This is a genomic window from Francisella-like endosymbiont, from assembly GCF_003069505.1.
In the GTDB taxonomy this organism is placed as follows: Bacteria; Pseudomonadota; Gammaproteobacteria; order Francisellales; family Francisellaceae; genus Francisella.
This window is the reverse complement of the sequence record NZ_QAPC01000002.1, coordinates 1-18,229: the sequence shown is the minus strand read 5'-3', so window position 1 is coordinate 18,229 and position 18,229 is coordinate 1. Positions and strand designations below refer to the sequence as shown.

Sequence of the window (18,229 nt, the reverse complement as noted above, 5' to 3'; positions counted from 1 at the left end):
TACTATCTGTTTTGAATTTAATAAATCTGTAACACTATCTACTAAAAGGTAAACTATGATTACTACTAAAGAGTTACGTAATAAATTTATAAATTATTTTGAGTCTAAAAATCACTCACATCAACCTAGCTCATCTTTAATCCCATTTGGTGATGATACTTTATTATTCACAAATGCTGGGATGGTGCAGTTTAAAGATATTTTTCTTGGAATTGAAAAAAGAGATTTCTCGCGTGCTGTTACAGTACAAAAATGTTTGCGTGCTGGTGGTAAGCATAATGACCTTGATAATGTCGGTTATACAGCTAGACATCATACTTTTTTTGAGATGTTAGGTAACTTTAGCTTTGGTGATTACTTCAAAAAAGAAGCTATCAGTTTTGCTTGGGAATTTTTGACCAAAGAAATTAAACTCCCTATAGAAAAACTATGGGTAACTATATATGCTAGCGATGATGAGGCTTTTGATGTCTGGCATAAGCATATTGGTTTAGCTAAAGAGAGGATTATCCGTATTGACTCAATTGATAACTTTTGGTCGATGGGTGATACTGGTCCATGTGGTCCATGTACAGAGATCTTTTATGATCATGGTGAAGATGTTGTCGGAGGGTTACCTGGCACTCCGGAAGAGGTTGGTGATAGATATATCGAAATTTGGAATATTGTATTTATGCAATATAATCGTCATGCTGATGGCTCTACTACAGATCTACCTAAACCATCTGTTGATACTGGAATGGGTCTTGAGAGAATCTCGGCAGTGTTACAAAATGTCCATAGCAACTATGATATAGATTTATTTCAAGCTTTAATCAAAAAAGCTCAACAAGTAACAAATGCAAAAGATATAAACTCACCTTCACTAAAAGTTGTTGCTGACCATATTCGTTCGTGTGCTTTTTTAATTGCTGATGGGGTTTTACCAGCTAATGAGGGGCGTGGCTATGTTCTAAGAAGGATTATTCGTAGAGCTATTCACCATGGCAATAAACTTGGAGCAAATGAGATATTTTTCTATAAATTAGTTGCTGAGCTTATAAGTCAGATGGGTGAGGCTTACCCACAATTAATTGATAAAAGAGAGTCGATTGAAAAAACACTTATAAAAGAAGAAGAACTTTTTTTGAAGACTATTGAAAATGGTATCAAAATATTTGATGCTGAAATAGAGAATCTAAAAGGTAATACAATATCTGGTGAAGTAGCTTTTAAGTTGTATGACACTTATGGTTTCCCTTTTGATTTAACTGCTGATATGGCAAGAGAAAAAGACTTAAAAATTGACGAAAAAGCATTCTTGGCGCAAATGCAGGGACAAAAACAAAGATCAAAAGAAGCTGGTAAATTTAATATTGATTATAATTGTTTAATTAACTCACAAATTAAATCAGAATTTAGGAGCTACTCAACACTAATAGAAGATGCAAAAGTTTTAGAAATGTATCAAGATGGTCAATTAGTTGGTAGTATCGCTGAAGAGGCACCAGCAGTTGTGGTTTTAGATAAAACTCCTTTCTATGCAGAGTCAGGTGGTCAATTAAGTGACAAAGGTATCCTTGAAGGTGTTGGCTTTGAGTTTATAGTTGAGGATGTACAAAAGTCTGGTGAGGCAATCTTACATATTGGTAAGTTAGTAAAAGGTCGATTAAATGTAAATGATGAGCTAACTGCACAGGTAAGTAATCAACGCAGACTTGCAACAGCAGCTAATCATAGTGCTACACATTTATTACATAAAGCTTTGAAAGTAGTTTTAGGTAGTCATGCAGAGCAAAAAGGCTCACTTGTTGACGAAAATAGACTAAGATTTGACTTTACTCATGACAAGGCGATTTCCCGTAGTGAAATAGAGCAAATAGAGCTTTTGGTAAATCAGCAGATACGCGCTAATTATCCTGTAGCAACTATAGAAACATCACAACAAAAAGCTAAGTCATTAGGAGCGGAGGCATTATTTGGTGAAAAGTATGGTGATATCGTGCGTGTAATATCTATGGGTGATTTTTCTATAGAGCTGTGTGGTGGTACACATGTTGCTTATACAGGAGATATAGGTTTATTTAAGATAATTTCTGAAGGTGGTATCGCTTTAGGAATTAGAAGGATAGAAGCAGTTACAACAGATAAAGCTATTAGACATACTTTTGCCAACGAAAATAAAATCGCAACTCTTAAAGATAGCCTCAAAGCCAATGATGCTAATTTGGTAGATAAACTAAATTCAATACTTCAAAAAATAAAAAACCAAGAGAAACAAATTGCTAAACTTAAAAAAGAGCTACTATCAGGCCCTAGTAATAATATCAAAGAAAGTAATATTGGTGACATAAAAGTTGTTGTTGCGAATATTGATGGTGTTGATGTCAAAACATTGCGTGATAAAATCGATGACTATAAGTCAAAAAATAGTAAGATAATTGCAGTTTTAACTACAACTAATGCTGGTAAGGTACAGTTTGTAATTGGGGTTAGCAATGGTATGACAACCTTGATTAAGGCTAGAGATATAGCCAAAGAACTAAGTAGTCATATTGATGGTAAAGGTGGTGGTCGTGCTGATATGGCTCAAGGTGGTGGTAATAACTCGGCAAATATAAATCAAGCTTTATCTCAAGTAGAACAGTTTATTTTAGATAATATAAAAAAGTAGTGGTACGTTGAAAATAGTGCGTAGATATTTATCAATATCCCTGGTGGTTATATTTGGTTATTGTGTTAATGGTATAGCCAATCCTATAGCTGACTATACTAGTACTATAAAGCAATCAATAAATAACTCACCGCAGTATAAATTTATTGGTTTCCAACTTAACTCAAGGCAAATTAGCCCAGTAATACAGCTTGGTAGATTATTACCAAGGATAGATATAGGTGGTTCAATTAAGGCAACAAATATTCTAGACCAAAGAACGATAATTAATGGTGATATTGCCGGTGGGCGTTTTGCTTCGATTCAAGGTTTGGTAACTCTTACACAGCCACTATATGATTATGGTGCATATAAGGATTTACAATCAGCTGAAGAAACAGCACAGTTTGCCAAACAAGATTATAGAACAAATTATCAGCAATTCTTATATGATGTAAGCTATGCATATTTTAATTTAGCTAAAGCTATTAAGAATGTTCAATATACTTCATATAATTTAAAATCAAACAAACAAAGTTTAAATGAGTTAGAAAGTAAATTTAATGCAGGTGCTGCAGATGTTGCTGATTATGAAACTGCAAAAGCTAACTACTATATAGCCGAAGCTGATTATGCCGCCGTAAATAGGGAATAAAAAGTTGCCCGTGCTGAATTATATAAGTTTACTAATAATAATGATGTAGTCTTATATAACAATGATTTTAAAATCAAAGAACCATCACCTAATACAGAAGAGGATTGGGAAGAGCTAACAATGCGTAGCAGCCCATCTTATTTGAGCTCGATGCATACTAAAGAAAGTAAATATTATAGTTATCAATCAGCAACAAGCTCGTTTATGCCTAAAGTTAACTTTGAAGTTAAGTATTCACCTGGTTTTAATGATATTAGTTCACTTGGTAACCCAGTATTTGATATTTTTTTACCATATAAAGGTACGATAAACACATTTTATTTTGGGATTAATTTAACATGGAATATTTTTGCCGGCGGTACAGATTATGCGCAATTAAAAAAAGGCGGCTTATGATTATCAATCCTCTGAGTTTAATATGATTCAGACTGGAAGGGTTGCGCAAAATGATGCAATGTATGCTTTTAGATTTGTTCAACTTAAGAAAAAAGAAATAGAATCGTTGCGTCAGTCTGTTATAGCAGCAAAGATTGCCTATGAGAAATATAAAGAGCGCTATGAGCAAGGTACAACAACGATTACCCAGTATTTCATCCTTTTAAACCAATACTATCAATTCCTTATTCAGCTCAATAATACTGAATTTGATTATATTATGGGATTTCTAAGTCTATACAAAACAGCTGGTATTTTAACAGTAAAAACGGTGTAAGATTTTAATAATTGGTTACTATTAGGTCAAGATGTGGAGCTATAAAGATGTATATATCAACCAAATTAGAGTGTTTTACACAACATAAACAAAATAATTCCCTACCAATTTTTGTGATTAATAAGGATAATTTCAAAAATTGGCTTAGCAGACAGGATAATTTTTTACAGAATTACGTCAAGCAGTTTGATGAAAAAAGAAAGATTATAACTATTCCAGGTAGTTTAGGGAATATTCAAAAAGTAATTTGTCTTGTATCTGAGGATATGTTTAGTATTGCAGATCTGCCAAATCAGCTGATACAAGGAAATTATCATATTGAGCATGCTGATATCGCTGACCTATCACTTTATTATATAGGTTTTGCTTTAGGAAGTTATAAGTTTAAGAAATATAAATCTAAAACACAACAGTCAAAAGTAAAATTATTTTTACCACAATAATGCCAGTATATATTAGCAACTATAGAAGCTAATTATCTAGTTAGAGATATGATTACTACTCCAGCGGAAGATATGGGACCAGCTGATATTGCTAATGTGATACAACAATTAGTTAAAGAGTTTGCTGCTAATTTTGAAGAAATTGTTGGTGAAGAACTTGTAGAACAAGGCTATATAGGCGTATATACTGTCGGCAAGGGTAGCCATAAGGCTCCTAGACTTGTACGATTAAGTTGGGGCAATATAAATCATCCTAAAGTATCAATAGTTGGTAAGGGTGTGGCTTTTGATACAGGCGGGTTGGATGTCAAACCATCATCAGCAATGCAACTGATGCATAAAGATATGGGTGGTAGTGCCAATGCTATCGCTCTTGCGTATATGATTATGAAGCATAAGTTACTTATCAGACTGAGCTTAGTAATTCCTACGGTTGAAAATGCTATAGATGCAAAAGCATATCGACCAAGTGATATTATTAAAATGAAAAATGGTACTAGTGTACAAGTTACTAACACAGATGCTGAAGGGCGTTTGATTCTAGCTGAACCTTTGTATGAAGATGCGCAGAAAAAGCCTGAGTATTTAATTGATTTTCAACTCTAACAGGAGCAGCTAGAGTTGCAGTGTGGCCTGAGATTGCAGCATTTTTCTGTAATAATGACGATGTGGCTAACCAAGTGTATAAATATGCTCAAGTAACTCAAGATCAAGTTTGGCGTCTACCATTAGCTGATTGTTACAGAAAGAATCTAGAAACTGAGTTTGCAGATATTTCACACTGTGATTTATCACCATTTGCTGGAGCAGTAAAAGCAGCATTATTTATGGAGCATTTTGTTGGTATAAAAGATACTCCTACTTGGATTCATTTTGATATGATGGCATGGAATATTGCTTCTACTCCAGGTAAACCTAAAGGTGGTGAAATGATGGCTGTTAGAGCTATGTTTCAGATGCTTAAGGATAAGTTTCCAGCTTAAATTAATCTCAACTAAATAGTGATATCATTTCTCAGTGAGTTATATTTTTTAGTGTATAAACATAGCTAGTTTGTTTACTAATATATCTGAAGTTGTATACTTATATATAATAAAGAATGTACAAATTATAAAAATAATCATGCAAAAATCAGTATTAGAACAGCTTAAGCAAGTAACAATGGTAGTTGCTGATACTAGTGATTTTGAATTAATTCAAAAATACAAACCTGTCGATGCTACAACAAATCCTAGCTTAATCCTCAAGGCTGTCAAAGAACAAAAATATTCCAAATTCGTTGCAGAAACTATCAATAAAGTAAAAACTAATAGTCCAGATCTTAAGCGTGATGATCTTATTAAAGAAATCGCTATAGAAATTTTGGTTAGCTTTGGTATTAAAATACTTGATGTCATTGAGGGTAAAGTATCAAGTGAGGTAGATGCTAGAGTATCATTTAATAGCTCAGCAACTATCGACTATGCTAAAAGCATTATTGCAAGATATGAGTCTAATGGTATCTCAAAAGATAGAGTTTTGATAAAAATTGCTGCGACATGAGAAAGTATCAAGGCTGCCACGATACTACAAGAAGAAGGTATCAACTGTAATCTTACGCTTATTTTTGATAAAGTCCAAGCACAAGCTTGTGCAGAAGCAGGTGTATATCTAGTCTCACCATTTGTAGGTAGAATTACAGATTGGCAAATGCAACAAAATAATTTAAAAACTTTTCCAGCTATTGCCTATGATGATGGTGTTAATTCTGTAAAATCAATATACGATTTATACAAAAGTCATGGTTTTAAGACAATAGTTATGGGTGCTAGCTTTAGGAATGTTGAGCAAGTTATCGCTTTAGTTGGTTGTGATGCCTTGATCATATCTCCAGCTTTACTTGAGGAGCTTAAAAATCGTGATGAAAACTTAGAAGTTAAACTAACAAAAAATGATGATGTTATTACTCAAGAACCACAAATTAGTGAGTCAAATTTTCGCTGGCAAATGAATGAAAATGCTATGGCCACTTATAAATTAGTAGAGGGGATTAGATTATTTACAAAAGATACTATTGATTAGAAAAATTAAACAAAGTTTATAGTATTTAGGAGGTATATCAGAAGAGAATTTACAAGCTCCTTGAGCAACTAGAGAATATCCTAAGCAAAATCTAGCTGATAATAATCCTGGCAAACAACTTGATAAGTCTAAAAGTGATATAAAAAATACAGATAAAGAAGATCAGAATGCTAATTTAGCTACGCCAGAACCTACTAATGTCAGAAATAACCTTAGAACCAGTGATGAGGATAAATCTCTTAATAGACAAATAATGATGAATGGTCCTCAAGGAGGTTTCCAAAATAATGAACCTAGAGGTATCGTTGGTACTAGTACTAATTTCTAAAAATTCTACATCAATGTCAATACTGGGAGAATTTTGGCATTCATCCCATTGAAGTATTTTGTAATGATTACTTTTTAGATTATTTATATATTTACTAAAAGCAACATAATCAAAATCATTAGTTTGTATAAGTTTTTTATTTTTTTTAGATGATGTTTTAGTATGTTTACTTACAAAATAATTTTGAACATCAATAATAACTAAAGCATTTTTAGACATTTTATTACTCTCTTATCTGTTAAGTATGAGAATATTATCAACATTAATATTTTGCTGTTTTTTCAAAGTGATTTGCTATTTTTTTAATGTAAGGTATATAAGAGTTAAGAATATTGGATATTGAATAGCAGTAATTTCAGTACCTTTATAGATAAATAGAGGAATATATATAATATCTACATATCCATAAGTACCAAGCAGTGATACTCCTAGTAATTTGAAAATATAAAACAGTAAAGCAAGTTGCTGTTAGACAACAGCCAACATAGGATATGCTGGTAAATTTAAAATAGATGCGTTCTTTTGATATGCATAAAGAAAAGGTGTAATTAATACTATCATAATAATAATATCATTAATGCTTTCTTTTTTCACTTGGTGTAGCTTTTAAAATGCTTATTATAGTTTTACTGTCTTTTTCAAGGTGTTTAAGCCATACAAAAAAACTACAATATTAGCTAAGAGAAAATAACAGTTTAAAATCATATCACCAAAAAGCTCTCAATTATATAGTAGATAGACATATATTAGTGCTGATATAAAACCTAATAATATAAAAACACTACGTTTATATGCACATATAACACTAGCAACACCTATTGATGCTGCATAGCTTCTAAATAAATCATATAGGCATCGTAATATAATATGGTCTAATCAACCACTCGTAAAGATAATTCATAATTTGATATCATTAATTGAGATTATTTTATCTTCACCTAATGCTAATTTGATATTATCAAAAGCATTTTTATGAGCCTCCTGATCATGAAGTAAAATACTTAAATCTTCACATAATTTATCACATCATCATCAAACATATCTATAGCTTCTTTTAATATAAATACATCAGAGAATATTCCAAATAAATTTGTTGTGGATTTAAGTTGTTGATTAGTTTTTTTATATCAGCATTATAGACTGTATAATTATGGTGATTTATAAAATAACAGCTTTCTGGAGTTTTTATTTTTTTCAATTAGCTTTCTATAATGCTGGTTTTGAAAAGATCACCACTTTAGCTTTTTTCTCAAAAAGCGAACCTTTTCTATTTTCAAACATATAAAAATAAATATGATCAAATTTACGGTGATTACTGTTAAATTTGTTTACAATACAATCGACTTCTTTGCAGTTGAAACCTTTCTGAATGTCAATCATAGTTAGTAACTTAGACATTATATTTAGATTTTCTCAAGATTTAATTACTGTAATGCCAATATTTATATTGCTTTATTTCAATGTATTATTTAGCAATTTGCCTAAGTACTTATACACATTAATTTAAAAGTTTTCTCTGTACCAAATAAATCAACAAAGGGATTCAATTATACTAAATAAAGATATTTTTTTATAAATTCTATCATTTGAGATCTATTACCAAAATCTCTACCATACCAATCAAATACTTGTGATAGATAGACATCACTATTTTTTATATATAAGCCTTTATCACTATTTACCTATGCTGAAAAAACTTGGTTTAGCTGAGTGTTTATATTTTGACAGAGATAAGCTTGTTGTGAAAGATTAGGACAGCTAAGAGAAGCACAATTTAGAGCAGCATGAGTTCTAGGATCTTTCCATATTGGTCTGACTATTCTGTGCTCGATGTCATTTGAGCTTAGGTTTTTTGTATCTATTTTTATAATTTTTTCATCACATACATTAGAGCCAAACCAGCTTCTATCTATATCTGTAATTGATTTAACTGGATAGTGCTTAAGTATTATCTGTATAGTTAGCATATTATACAGGTTAAGTAAGCCAATATGCTAGCTGTTGGCTTGAATTATAATTTAGGACATCAATATCAGCATGCTGCTTGATTATTTGATCAAGTTGATGTTGATCCTGAGGTGTTACAGCTGAGTATTTTAAATAAACTTGATTGTTCTTTTTGTAGTGTATTTGTCTAGAAAGTTTTGCCAAGCTTTGAAATGTATAACTTCAGTTAAGTTTGGGTTAGATTTATCTCAATAAGCCCATAAATTAGCCTGAGGAGCACTATAAGAATAGCTATAAATAAATACAACTAATATAAATATAATTGTTTTGCTAAACTTAAACATATTTAGCATCTTTGTTACCTGATTTTATAAATATGATAAAGACTATTATATAACCGAGATCCTTTGATAACTACAAGGAAATATTATAAAATCTACTAGTTAGATTCTTTACTAAAGTGGGTTGTGTTATGACTTTTAAGTACACTAATTTTAAAATTTTAGAAGTAAGTGGTGTAAATATTAAAAAATTTTTGCAAGGGCTAACAACAGCAGACTTAAATGGATTATCAAGTTATAACGATATTTTGCTTACAGCTTTTATTAACTTAAAAGGACGAATTATTTCACTATGTTTTGTCAAGTTTATATCCAATGAGAAACTACTCTTATCAGTTGAACAAGAGGTTTTTGATAATCTACTAGGATGGCTGAAAAAGTATGGGATGTTTTCTAAAGTTACTTTTAGTCTTAATGAAGATTATAACTTATTTTTCACAAAAACTGGCTTTTTAAATCACGATATTTTAGCTAAAGATTCTCTAGCTTCTGAGATGACTTTTGAGCAAGTTCAAAAAGAGAATATCTTTAATAAACTCGCAACAATAAATGCTACTAATTTTGAGAAGTTTCTCCCTGCTGAGTTGGATTTAGACAATGTTGATAAGTTGATTTGCTACACTAAAGGCTGCTATATGGGCCAAGAAGTTATAGCTAGGATGCATTACAAAGCTAAACTAAAGAAAGAACTTGCAGTAGTTAAATCTCAGTCAGATATTGCTTATTTTGATCTAAAAGACAGTCAAGGCAAACCTCTAGCAAATGTTGTTAATAAAGTATTTGTTGATAATCAATGTTACTTGCTAGTTGTGTTTCATAAAGAGGCTCCTGAGCAAGAGTATCAATTAGATAATGGCAAAATTATAACTAAATGCTAAATCACCTTAATCCACAACAGCAACAAGCTGTCAAGTATATAGCAACACCTTTACTTGTATTAGCAGGCGCCTGTAGTGGTAAAACTAGTGTAATTATAGAGAAGATCTCTTATCTTATTGAGCAACTTTTATATTCAGCAAAAAGCATTTTAGCGGTGACATTTACCAATAAAGCAGCTAAAGAAATGCAAGAGCGTGTCAAATCGCGTCTTGATAAAGAAAAATCAAAAGGCTTGATGATATCTACATTTCACTCGCTTGGTTTATCTATTCTAAAAAAGCACTTTAGCGAGCTAGGATATAAGAAGAATTTTACACTATTTGATAGTCATGATTCTATAGCGTTGATACACGATATTGCCTATGACGAATATAAATTATCTAAGCAGAATGCTAGTTTTATCCAAGCAAAAATATCTTTTTGGAAGTCAGCACTACTTACTCCTGATCAAGTAGTGGCTAAAGATGAATTAGAAGGGCAGGCAGCTTTTATTTATCAAGAATATCAAAAATATCTAAAATCATATAACTCTTTTGACTTTGATGATTTGATATTCCAACCAATACAGTTGTTTAGAAATCACCCTGATACCCAGAAACTTTGGGTAGATAAGTTTAGGTATATATTAATAGATGAATATCAAGATACTAATGAATCACAATACCAATTGTTAAAATATCTAACTCAAGGTAAAAATAAATTTACTGTAGTGGGTGATGATGATCAATCTATATATACATGGCGAGGTTCAAGACCTGAGAATTTACGCCATTTACAAGAGGACTTTGCTGATCTAAAGATTATCAAACTAGAGCAGAATTATCGTTCTACAGGTAGAATTTTAAATGTTGCTAATGAACTTATAAAAAATAATAGTCATATTTTTGAAAAAAACTGTGGTCTAATAAAGACTATGGTGCGCAGGTTAAGATAATTAGTCTGGTAAATGATGAGGATGAAGCGCAATTCATTGCTAGTGATATATTTTTTGATAGAATAAAAACCAAATCTAAAAACTCTGATTATGCAGTGCTAATTAGAAGTAATTATCAAGCTTACTTACTTGAAAGGTATATGCAAATGCACAAAATTCCATATACTATTAGTGGAGGTAGCTCATTTTTCTCTAAAGCGGAAATTAAAGATATTATTCGTATTTGAGGTTAATTGTTAATCCTGATGATGATAGGGCTTTTTACGCGTGATAAATACCCCTAAGCGTGAAATTGGTAGTGCAACTATTCATAAGTTAGGTGAATATGCAAGCCAGCATCATTGTAGTTTTTTATACATTGCATAATTTAGAAAACTTTGAACCGCGTGATTTTACTAAGAGAAATCTAGTATCTTTTAAGAATTTAATCCTTAATACCCAACAACAGATAAACTCAAGTATCTCAGTACAATAGCTAAAAAATATAATTAATATTTTTATTGATAATATTTCGTATAGACAATGTCTAATAGACTCTAGTTCTTCTGAAAAGCAAGCTGAATTTAAGTATGCAAATGTTATTGAAGTTACTAAATGGATTGTAAATCAACTCGAAGATGAGTCATATAATGGCCTTGAGTCATTAACAGCCCTATTAAACAAAATGCTTTTAATAGATATTTTAGATAGAAATAATGAGGATAAAAATGATAATCAAGTCCAGATTATAACTATACACGCCTCAAAAGATCTAGAATTTAAAAAAGTCTATATTCTGGGGATGGAAGAGGGGATATTACCACATCAACAAAGTATAGAGGATGATTCAATAGAAGATGAGCGTCGCCTTACATATGTTGCAATCACTAGAGCTAGAGAGAATCTCACCATCACTATGACTAAACACCGTAAAAAGTTTAGGGAAAAACAAGTTTCGATTCCAAGTAGGTTTATTTATGAGTTACCAGAAACAGATTTATATTGGGTTGGTACAGAAAAAGAGTGTGCGGAAAGTCGTAAGGAAAATTCAAAACAAAATATCTCAGCATTAAAGGATATGTTTGGCTAGTTTGAGCAAATATATGATATGACTTATCTGCTTAAAATATCAAAGGTAATTATTTTGATTTCAATTGGAAAATATCACAAATTAAAAGTTCTCGATAAAAGAATTAATTGGCTATTTTTAGATGCTCTAGAGCTTGGTGAAGCAAAATTGCCTGTAGTTGAATTTGATAACATCATTAATATTGGTGATTATGTCGAAGTATTTTTGTACCATAATTCTAAATCTGAGCTTATAACTACTACAAAGAAAGTCCCAACAGTGCGAGAGGTTGCTTTATTCGCCAGTAAAAAATCTTACCAACATAGGTGCATTTCTTGATTGGGATTTGGAAAAAGATCTTTTTGTGCCATTAGCAGAACAACATCGTCCTTTTGAGATTGGTAAGTCTTATATTGTTTACCTCTATCTTGATAAGATTAATGGCAAAATTATGGCGTCTTCAAAAATTAATAAGTTTATAAAAGATTATGCTGGTGATGAACTAAAAACTAATCAAGAAGTAGATCTTATAATTGCTAACTCAACAAATATATATAGGTTGCAAAGCGATTATTAATAATAACTACTGGGGTATACTTTATTTCCGTAGAAGTCTTTAGAAAATTGAATTTTGGACAGTCTACTAAAGGATATATTAGAAATATCCGTGATTATGGTCGTATAGATTTATCGTTACAGTTAGTACATAAAGATTTAGCTAAAAATGCCGCACTTATCGAGAAATATCTCATAGCTCATGATAGTTCAGCATCATTTAATGATAAATCTAACCCAGAAGATATCACACGCGAATTTGGTATCAGTAAAGTAGCATTTAAGCGTGCTATCGGGATACTTTTGAAACAAAATAAAATTGTGATAAGAGATAGTGGTATCTATTTGAATGGTTAATTAATAGAAATTTATTGTTGAGCTTTTGTATGAGCTGCTTCTTTAGCTTGTTGTTTTTTATCTTCATTTAGTTTTGCAAGTTTTTTTGCCTTATCGTCAACATGAGAGAATCCTTTTTGTGCAGCTAATTGAAGTGGTTTTTCACGCTTGGCAACGCGAGCTTTTTGTTTTTCAGTACCCTTTTTATCATAACAATGATAACAGCTTATGTCCTTGACATACTCAGGGCATTTTTTATCATCTTCTGTGATTGGGCATACGTCAAGCAAAACACTGATCATAGTTACCTTTTTCAAGATCATGGTTTACAGCAACTCTTGAGTCAAACATAAAGCATCCACCTTACCATATAGATTTTTCTTTCGGTACTTCTTCTAAATACTTAAAAATCCCACCTTTTAGATGATAGACTTCTTCAAAATCTTTGGCTTTAAGTAATCTGTGGATTTTTCACATTTAATCCTACCAGTACAAAACATAGCTACTTTTTTATGTTTTTTATAGTCGAGTTGCTAATCAACATATTGAGGAAATTCGTGGAAATTAGGTTAATAGCATTTTTAAAAGTACTAATTTCTATCTAATATTCATTGCGAGTATCAATAAGCACAGTCCCATGGTCAGAGATCAACGCATTCCAATCTTTAGGTCTATATATTTACCACAAACTTTGTTAGGGTAAATCTCATCAATACTCAGAGTAACAATATCTTTTTTTAAGCTTTACTTTTGAATGATAAAATGGCACTTCTTGATGATATGACTCTTTATAATCAATACCTATTAGACGTGGATCTGATTTTAAATAAGCTAGTAGGGTCATCTATACTTTTAAGTGTCCTGCAACAGTACCATTGATTCCTTCATTAGCCAAGATTAGTGTACCTTTGACATTATTTTCATCATGGTATCTAGAAGAGATTGGGGTATAACCTCAAAATCTTCTAATGTAACAAATTTATACATTGTGCAGACAACTATTTGTGACATATTTTTCCTAAAAATTATTTGATTTAATGAACATAAGATTTGAAATTATAAAATACTATATTAGTAAAATAAATCAGCTAGAAATAAATATTTGAGATTTTAGCTTATATTATATTCAAATTTAAAAACTAAACATTAGAAAAAATATTATTAGTTTTATTGACTGCTAATACTTTAACTTATACTTACAGTGATAATCAAAGTAAACAGAAAGAAAGTAGTTTGGACACCTATATTTTATGCAATACAGCCTCTATTAGATATTAAAAAAACCTGTTTCTTAAGAATTTTGTTTGACCCATATACCAAACACTCTACAAACACCTATCAGTCAAATAAAAAAAGCGAAAGCTGAAAATGGAGTCTATATAAAATACCTTAATTATAAAACAACTAATAAGCATAAACTAGGTTTTAATGAAGTTAATGCTGTTGAAGTTTGGACAGTTGATACTAAAGGTAATAAAACCTAGAGCTTACCAATGTGGCAGTATCAACAAAACTTAATTGACCCATCAGTTACAAATATAGTCTAGGCTACTAATGAATGTAAAGGGAAGTTTGTTAGAGTACCTAGCATGTCTGGCTGATTGGGCAGATTTCTTAGTTTTTTAACGTTTAATGTTCTACTTTTAAGTTAAATGATTTATTATTTTGGAATGACTTATTTGAATTAGTAGATAATAAATGTTCTTTAAAAATCTTACAGCATTTAAAATCACAGATATTAATATAGATATATTTGAAGATTCTCTGAATAAGCTAGTATTTGTTCCATGCAGTAATTCACAGCGATCATCACGTGGGTTTGTAAATCCGTTTATTAAAGATGAGAAGTGCCTATTTAGATTTAATCACCTTGCGGCATTTTGCTTGATGAATGAGGAGAAAATTCTCCCAGCTCAAGTAATAAATCAATAAGCACAAGAGTATATAGAAGAGCTTGAGCTAACTAGATATGTAAGCAAAATAGAAAAAACACAAATAAAAGAGGATATTGAACAGAAACTGTTGCCATTAGCATTTAGTAAATTTAAAAAAACTTATGGATACCTAGATTTAACAAATAATTATCTAGTTATAGACAGTGTGTCTGAAAAACAAATTACAGAGGTAGTGGACTTACTACAAAGATGTAAAGCACGATTTGAGCCTATAATCAAAGAAGAAACAGATATTTTAACAGAGTGGTTTGTAGATAATACTTATCCAGTTGATATTGAGATTGCTGAAAAGTGCAAGCTTACTAGCGCTATTGGTGATAGTATTGTAAATATATCATGCCAAGGTAGTTCTATGCTTAATGATAATATCAAAGCATTTATACAAAGTGGTGGCTATATCATAGACTTAGCAATAATTTGGTGTGAGCAACTTGTGATGACAGCAAATACTAAATTACAGTTTAAAGCGGTTAAGTTTTTAGATGGTATTAAGGATTTAAACAAAGAAGATAACTCTAGGCATGAAGTTGACTTACTTTTGATGGCAGATGTTTTTGCTAGACTTATAAATGCTATGCAAAACTGGATAGTAGAGGAGAATTAACGATATGATATTAGATGATAACCAATTGAAGGCGTATGAGTATGGTTTAGTACATCATCCAAATCTTAGAGAAGGCTGCAAGATTTCTTTAGAAAAAGATATTTTGAGTATCGAACTAGCTGAAAATAATGCTATTTTAGAAAAAATTTTCAAGCACGATAAGACCAAAACTGGCTTGGTAGCGCTACCCAAAAGTGAAGAAGTCAAAGAGATGCTAGGCTTTGATTTTTCGAATTTAATATCAATTATGTGCATTAGGTAATTTTATAAGAATAGCTACTTTTTAATATTATAAATGCTACTAGCTAGATATTGATTAGATTCAAAAAATAAATAAAATTAGTTTTTTAAACAAAGAAATGTACAAAAGCTAAGAAAGAATCTTTGAGCTAACTAATAAACTTAAATGTAGCTGTTTAAAACTAAGATTATATAAAAAGTAGGTGGCTAACTGGTGATGTTTGCTAATTATCAGCAAGCAACTGACTGCTCTTACAAATATTTGCCACGGAAACTTTGAGTTTTGATGAGTATTAGATACTATGTATGGTATTTCTTAAAACATATAATGCTTAAAATTAAGTTGATAAAAAATAAACTCTATATGGATATATTTAGCGAATTTGTTGAGATTGAAAAATTTACACCTATAAAAATTTGTAATCACTCGGTCGATTTAGGATTATTTTTAAATAGCTCTAATTCTAATATTGGCGATATATCTATAATTCCTAGTCAACAGAAAAATGATATATAAATATACAAACCCAGAGGATAGAAATAAAAGGTTTATAGCTAGAAAAAATTATATTTTTATCTAAAAAATATAGATTAGAGTATTTTGATACTAATAATTACAATAAACCAAAATTTAAATATCATCAAGATATTCATTTTAGTTTTTCTTATGCTAAGGAGTGTATATTTATTGGGATATCAAGCTTAGAAATAGGCATAGATATTGAATATATAGATAAATCATTAAATGTAGAACAATTAGCACATATAATAATGCACCCAGCTGAGTTTGATTATTTTTGCTCTCTAGCTACAAAAGACAAACGAAAATTCTTTTTTAGAGTTTTTAATCTAAAAGAAGCTATTATAAAAGCCATAGGAATTGGGCTTTATTATGATATAAAGTCTATAAATATCTTAGATATTGATAAAAATAATAATTATAGCTTTGAAAATTACAAATTTAGCATTAGAGAATTTGAATATATTACTCAATTTAGGCTATCAGTCTGTCTAATTAATAAATAAAATAATCATTAAGCTAAATAACAACTAAACCAAAATTGATCCACCTATAAATAGTAAGATCAACTACATTAGTTAACCATAAGCCAACAACAGAAAAACTAGTGATAATTGTTGATGTGGTTTTTTATGTAAAAGTAGTAGTTTTTTGAATTTGAATATCCTAAGTATCAACTTATCTTGCTACATTTCTAATAAATCAAACCTTTTGGATATGAATGAATAATTATACTTAGACCAATTTTCTATAATATTCTAGATATTAAAGATAAGTGATCGACTTTAAAATATAAAATATTAAAGTTGTTAGCATAAAAGTTTAAATTATTTTTCTTAATAAAATATCCATGGTGATTTGTTGCTTTAAATAAAGTAATTTCTATATTCCTTAACTTGCCTGTTGGTTTAGTTTTACCTAAAATAATATCAATATCTTTGCTATCTAAAATTCTTTGTGCATAATTTTTGTCTAACTTACTTGTAAGCTCATATATATTATTCTTCAACATTTCTTCCTCCCTTACTTGGGGTAAAGTGAGCATGATATTTTTCTTTTCTACCTTTTGGTATATATGGGTCTAATAATATTAATTGAATATTATTAAATTCTTGTCTTTCTAATTGATAAGACATTTCTATAGCTATTACGCCACCTAAAGACCAGCCAAACATATATACGGTTTCATTTTTAGATAGATTTAACTGATTTATATAAAAACTAGATAGTTTTGATAGATTATCAATTTTGTCTTCATTATAAATATTATAGTTATCTATACCAATACAGTTATAATCATTAGAAAGCCTATCAATAAAATCTTGATATATTTCACAACCACTAAAAGCAGGGTGAATAAATATCATTTTAGGCTTATAGAAATATTATTAGAATAATATTTAATTAATTGGAATTCATTATTAGATACATTATTCAATAATGATTGTATTGTTTTATATCTAAATATATCAACTATAGATATTTCAGTATCAAATATCTGCGTCATTTATATGCTGCTTGAATAGATAAAGTAGAATTGCCACCGATATTAAAGAAATTATCAGTGACATCTACTTTATCTATCTTTAGAACCTCTTGCCATATTTGACACATTTTTTGTTGTAATTCAGTAGTAGGAGCTAGATATTGTTGCTTAATATTAGAAATATTGAAATTAGGTAAAGCTATTCTATCTAATTTACCATTAATAGTTAGATGGAATGATTCTAATCTCATATAAAAACTAGGGATCATATATTCAGGTAGTTTTTGAGCAAAATGATTTTTAATTACAGATTCATCTATTTCTGTATTAGCTACATAGTAGGCTACTAGTGTTTCATTTTTAACTAAAACGCAGCTTTGTTTAATATTATTAATTGCCGAGATGACATTTTCAATCTCTCCAAGTTCAATCCTAAAGCCTCTTAATTTAACTTGAAAATCATTTCTACCAATATATTCAATCTCTCCGTTAGCTAACCATTTACAGATATCACCAGTTTTATATAAACGTGTATAGCCTTTAGCAATATCAT

10 protein-coding genes and 9 pseudogenes are annotated in these 18,229 nt (G+C 30.2%); 11 read left to right on the top strand and 8 right to left on the bottom strand.

Going from position 1 to position 18,229, the window contains the following annotated elements; all coding sequences use genetic code 11:
• The first annotated feature begins 55 nt into the window (after window positions 1-55).
• The 4 genes and pseudogenes from alaS to C9379_RS04090 all read left to right on the top strand — a co-directional run bounded on the left by alaS (window position 56) and on the right by C9379_RS04090 (window position 6,503).
• Window positions 56-2,653: an alanine--tRNA ligase gene (gene alaS / locus C9379_RS04105; protein WP_143384705.1), complete on the top strand. Its 2,598-nt coding sequence runs from the start codon at window positions 56-58 to the stop codon at window positions 2,651-2,653.
• A 7-nt stretch (window positions 2,654-2,660) separates the two neighbouring features.
• A pseudogene (locus tag C9379_RS04100) lies at window positions 2,661-3,999 on the top strand (TolC family protein).
• A 47-nt stretch (window positions 4,000-4,046) separates the two neighbouring features.
• Window positions 4,047-5,425: pseudogene (locus C9379_RS04095) on the top strand (M17 family metallopeptidase).
• Between the two features lie 139 nt (window positions 5,426-5,564).
• Window positions 5,565-6,503, top strand: a pseudogene (locus tag C9379_RS04090) (transaldolase).
• Window positions 6,504-6,678: 175 nt separating this feature from the next.
• On the opposite strand, the gene C9379_RS08770 reads toward C9379_RS04090, so the two are convergent.
• The 4 genes and pseudogenes from C9379_RS08770 to C9379_RS04070 all read right to left on the bottom strand — a co-directional run bounded on the left by C9379_RS08770 (window position 6,679) and on the right by C9379_RS04070 (window position 8,807).
• Entirely contained in the window at window positions 6,679-7,050 is a 372-nt protein-coding gene (locus tag C9379_RS08770; protein ID WP_143384706.1) for a hypothetical protein, read from the bottom strand.
• Window positions 7,051-7,062: 12 nt separating this feature from the next.
• Window positions 7,063-7,732, bottom strand: a pseudogene (gene pnuC, locus C9379_RS04080) (nicotinamide riboside transporter PnuC).
• Window positions 7,729-8,211 (bottom strand): annotated as a pseudogene (locus C9379_RS04075) (isochorismatase family protein). Before C9379_RS04075 ends, pnuC begins: the two co-directional pseudogenes overlap by 4 nt.
• A 302-nt stretch (window positions 8,212-8,513) precedes the next feature.
• Window positions 8,514-8,807 (bottom strand): DUF547 domain-containing protein, encoded by a 294-nt coding sequence (locus C9379_RS04070; protein ID WP_343377543.1) that lies wholly within the window; start codon window positions 8,805-8,807, stop codon window positions 8,514-8,516.
• A gap of 443 nt (window positions 8,808-9,250) precedes the next feature.
• On the opposite strand from C9379_RS04070, the gene ygfZ reads away from it, so the two are divergent.
• The 3 genes and pseudogenes from ygfZ (at window position 9,251) to C9379_RS04055 (ending at window position 12,892) form a co-directional block, all read left to right on the top strand.
• On the top strand, window positions 9,251-9,997 hold the full coding sequence (gene ygfZ / locus C9379_RS04065) for a CAF17-like 4Fe-4S cluster assembly/insertion protein YgfZ (protein WP_343377529.1): 747 nt from the start codon (window positions 9,251-9,253) through the stop codon (window positions 9,995-9,997).
• Window positions 9,991-12,001: pseudogene (locus C9379_RS04060) on the top strand (UvrD-helicase domain-containing protein). Before ygfZ ends, C9379_RS04060 begins: the two are co-directional and overlap by 7 nt.
• Before the next feature lie 54 nt (window positions 12,002-12,055).
• Window positions 12,056-12,892: pseudogene (locus C9379_RS04055) on the top strand (CvfB family protein).
• Between the two features lie 11 nt (window positions 12,893-12,903).
• Here the strand turns inward: C9379_RS04055 and trhO are convergent.
• A pseudogene (gene trhO, locus C9379_RS04050) lies at window positions 12,904-13,882 on the bottom strand (oxygen-dependent tRNA uridine(34) hydroxylase TrhO).
• Window positions 13,883-14,175: 293 nt separating this feature from the next.
• Here trhO and C9379_RS04045 point away from each other — a divergent pair.
• The 4 genes and pseudogenes from C9379_RS04045 (at window position 14,176) to C9379_RS08765 (ending at window position 16,696) form a co-directional block, all read left to right on the top strand.
• Window positions 14,176-14,355, top strand: coding sequence for a hypothetical protein (locus tag C9379_RS04045; RefSeq protein ID WP_143384709.1), 180 nt, complete (start codon window positions 14,176-14,178; stop codon window positions 14,353-14,355).
• 214 nt (window positions 14,356-14,569) lie between these two features.
• Window positions 14,570-15,430 (top strand): annotated as a pseudogene (rdgC, locus tag C9379_RS04040) (recombination-associated protein RdgC).
• Window positions 15,431-15,434: 4 nt separating this feature from the next.
• Window positions 15,435-15,692, top strand: coding sequence for a hypothetical protein (locus C9379_RS04035; protein WP_143384710.1), 258 nt, complete (start codon window positions 15,435-15,437; stop codon window positions 15,690-15,692).
• A gap of 542 nt (window positions 15,693-16,234) precedes the next feature.
• Complete coding sequence (locus C9379_RS08765) at window positions 16,235-16,696, top strand: 4'-phosphopantetheinyl transferase family protein (protein WP_143384726.1); 462 nt, start codon at window positions 16,235-16,237, stop codon at window positions 16,694-16,696.
• 242 nt (window positions 16,697-16,938) lie between these two features.
• Here C9379_RS08765 and C9379_RS04030 read toward each other — a convergent pair whose 3' ends face one another.
• The 3 genes from C9379_RS04030 to C9379_RS04020 all read right to left on the bottom strand — a co-directional run.
• A complete protein-coding gene (locus C9379_RS04030) occupies window positions 16,939-17,199 on the bottom strand; it encodes a hypothetical protein (RefSeq protein WP_143384711.1) in 261 nt (86 codons plus the stop codon).
• Window positions 17,189-17,557, bottom strand: a complete 369-nt coding sequence (locus C9379_RS04025; RefSeq protein WP_343377528.1) for a thioesterase domain-containing protein — start codon at window positions 17,555-17,557, stop codon at window positions 17,189-17,191. The genes C9379_RS04030 and C9379_RS04025 overlap by 11 nt, the downstream gene beginning before the upstream one ends.
• Window positions 17,558-17,693: 136 nt before the next feature.
• Window positions 17,694-18,229, bottom strand: a 536-nt coding sequence (locus tag C9379_RS04020; RefSeq protein WP_343377527.1) for an AMP-binding enzyme, incomplete at its 5' end; no start/stop codon positions are given.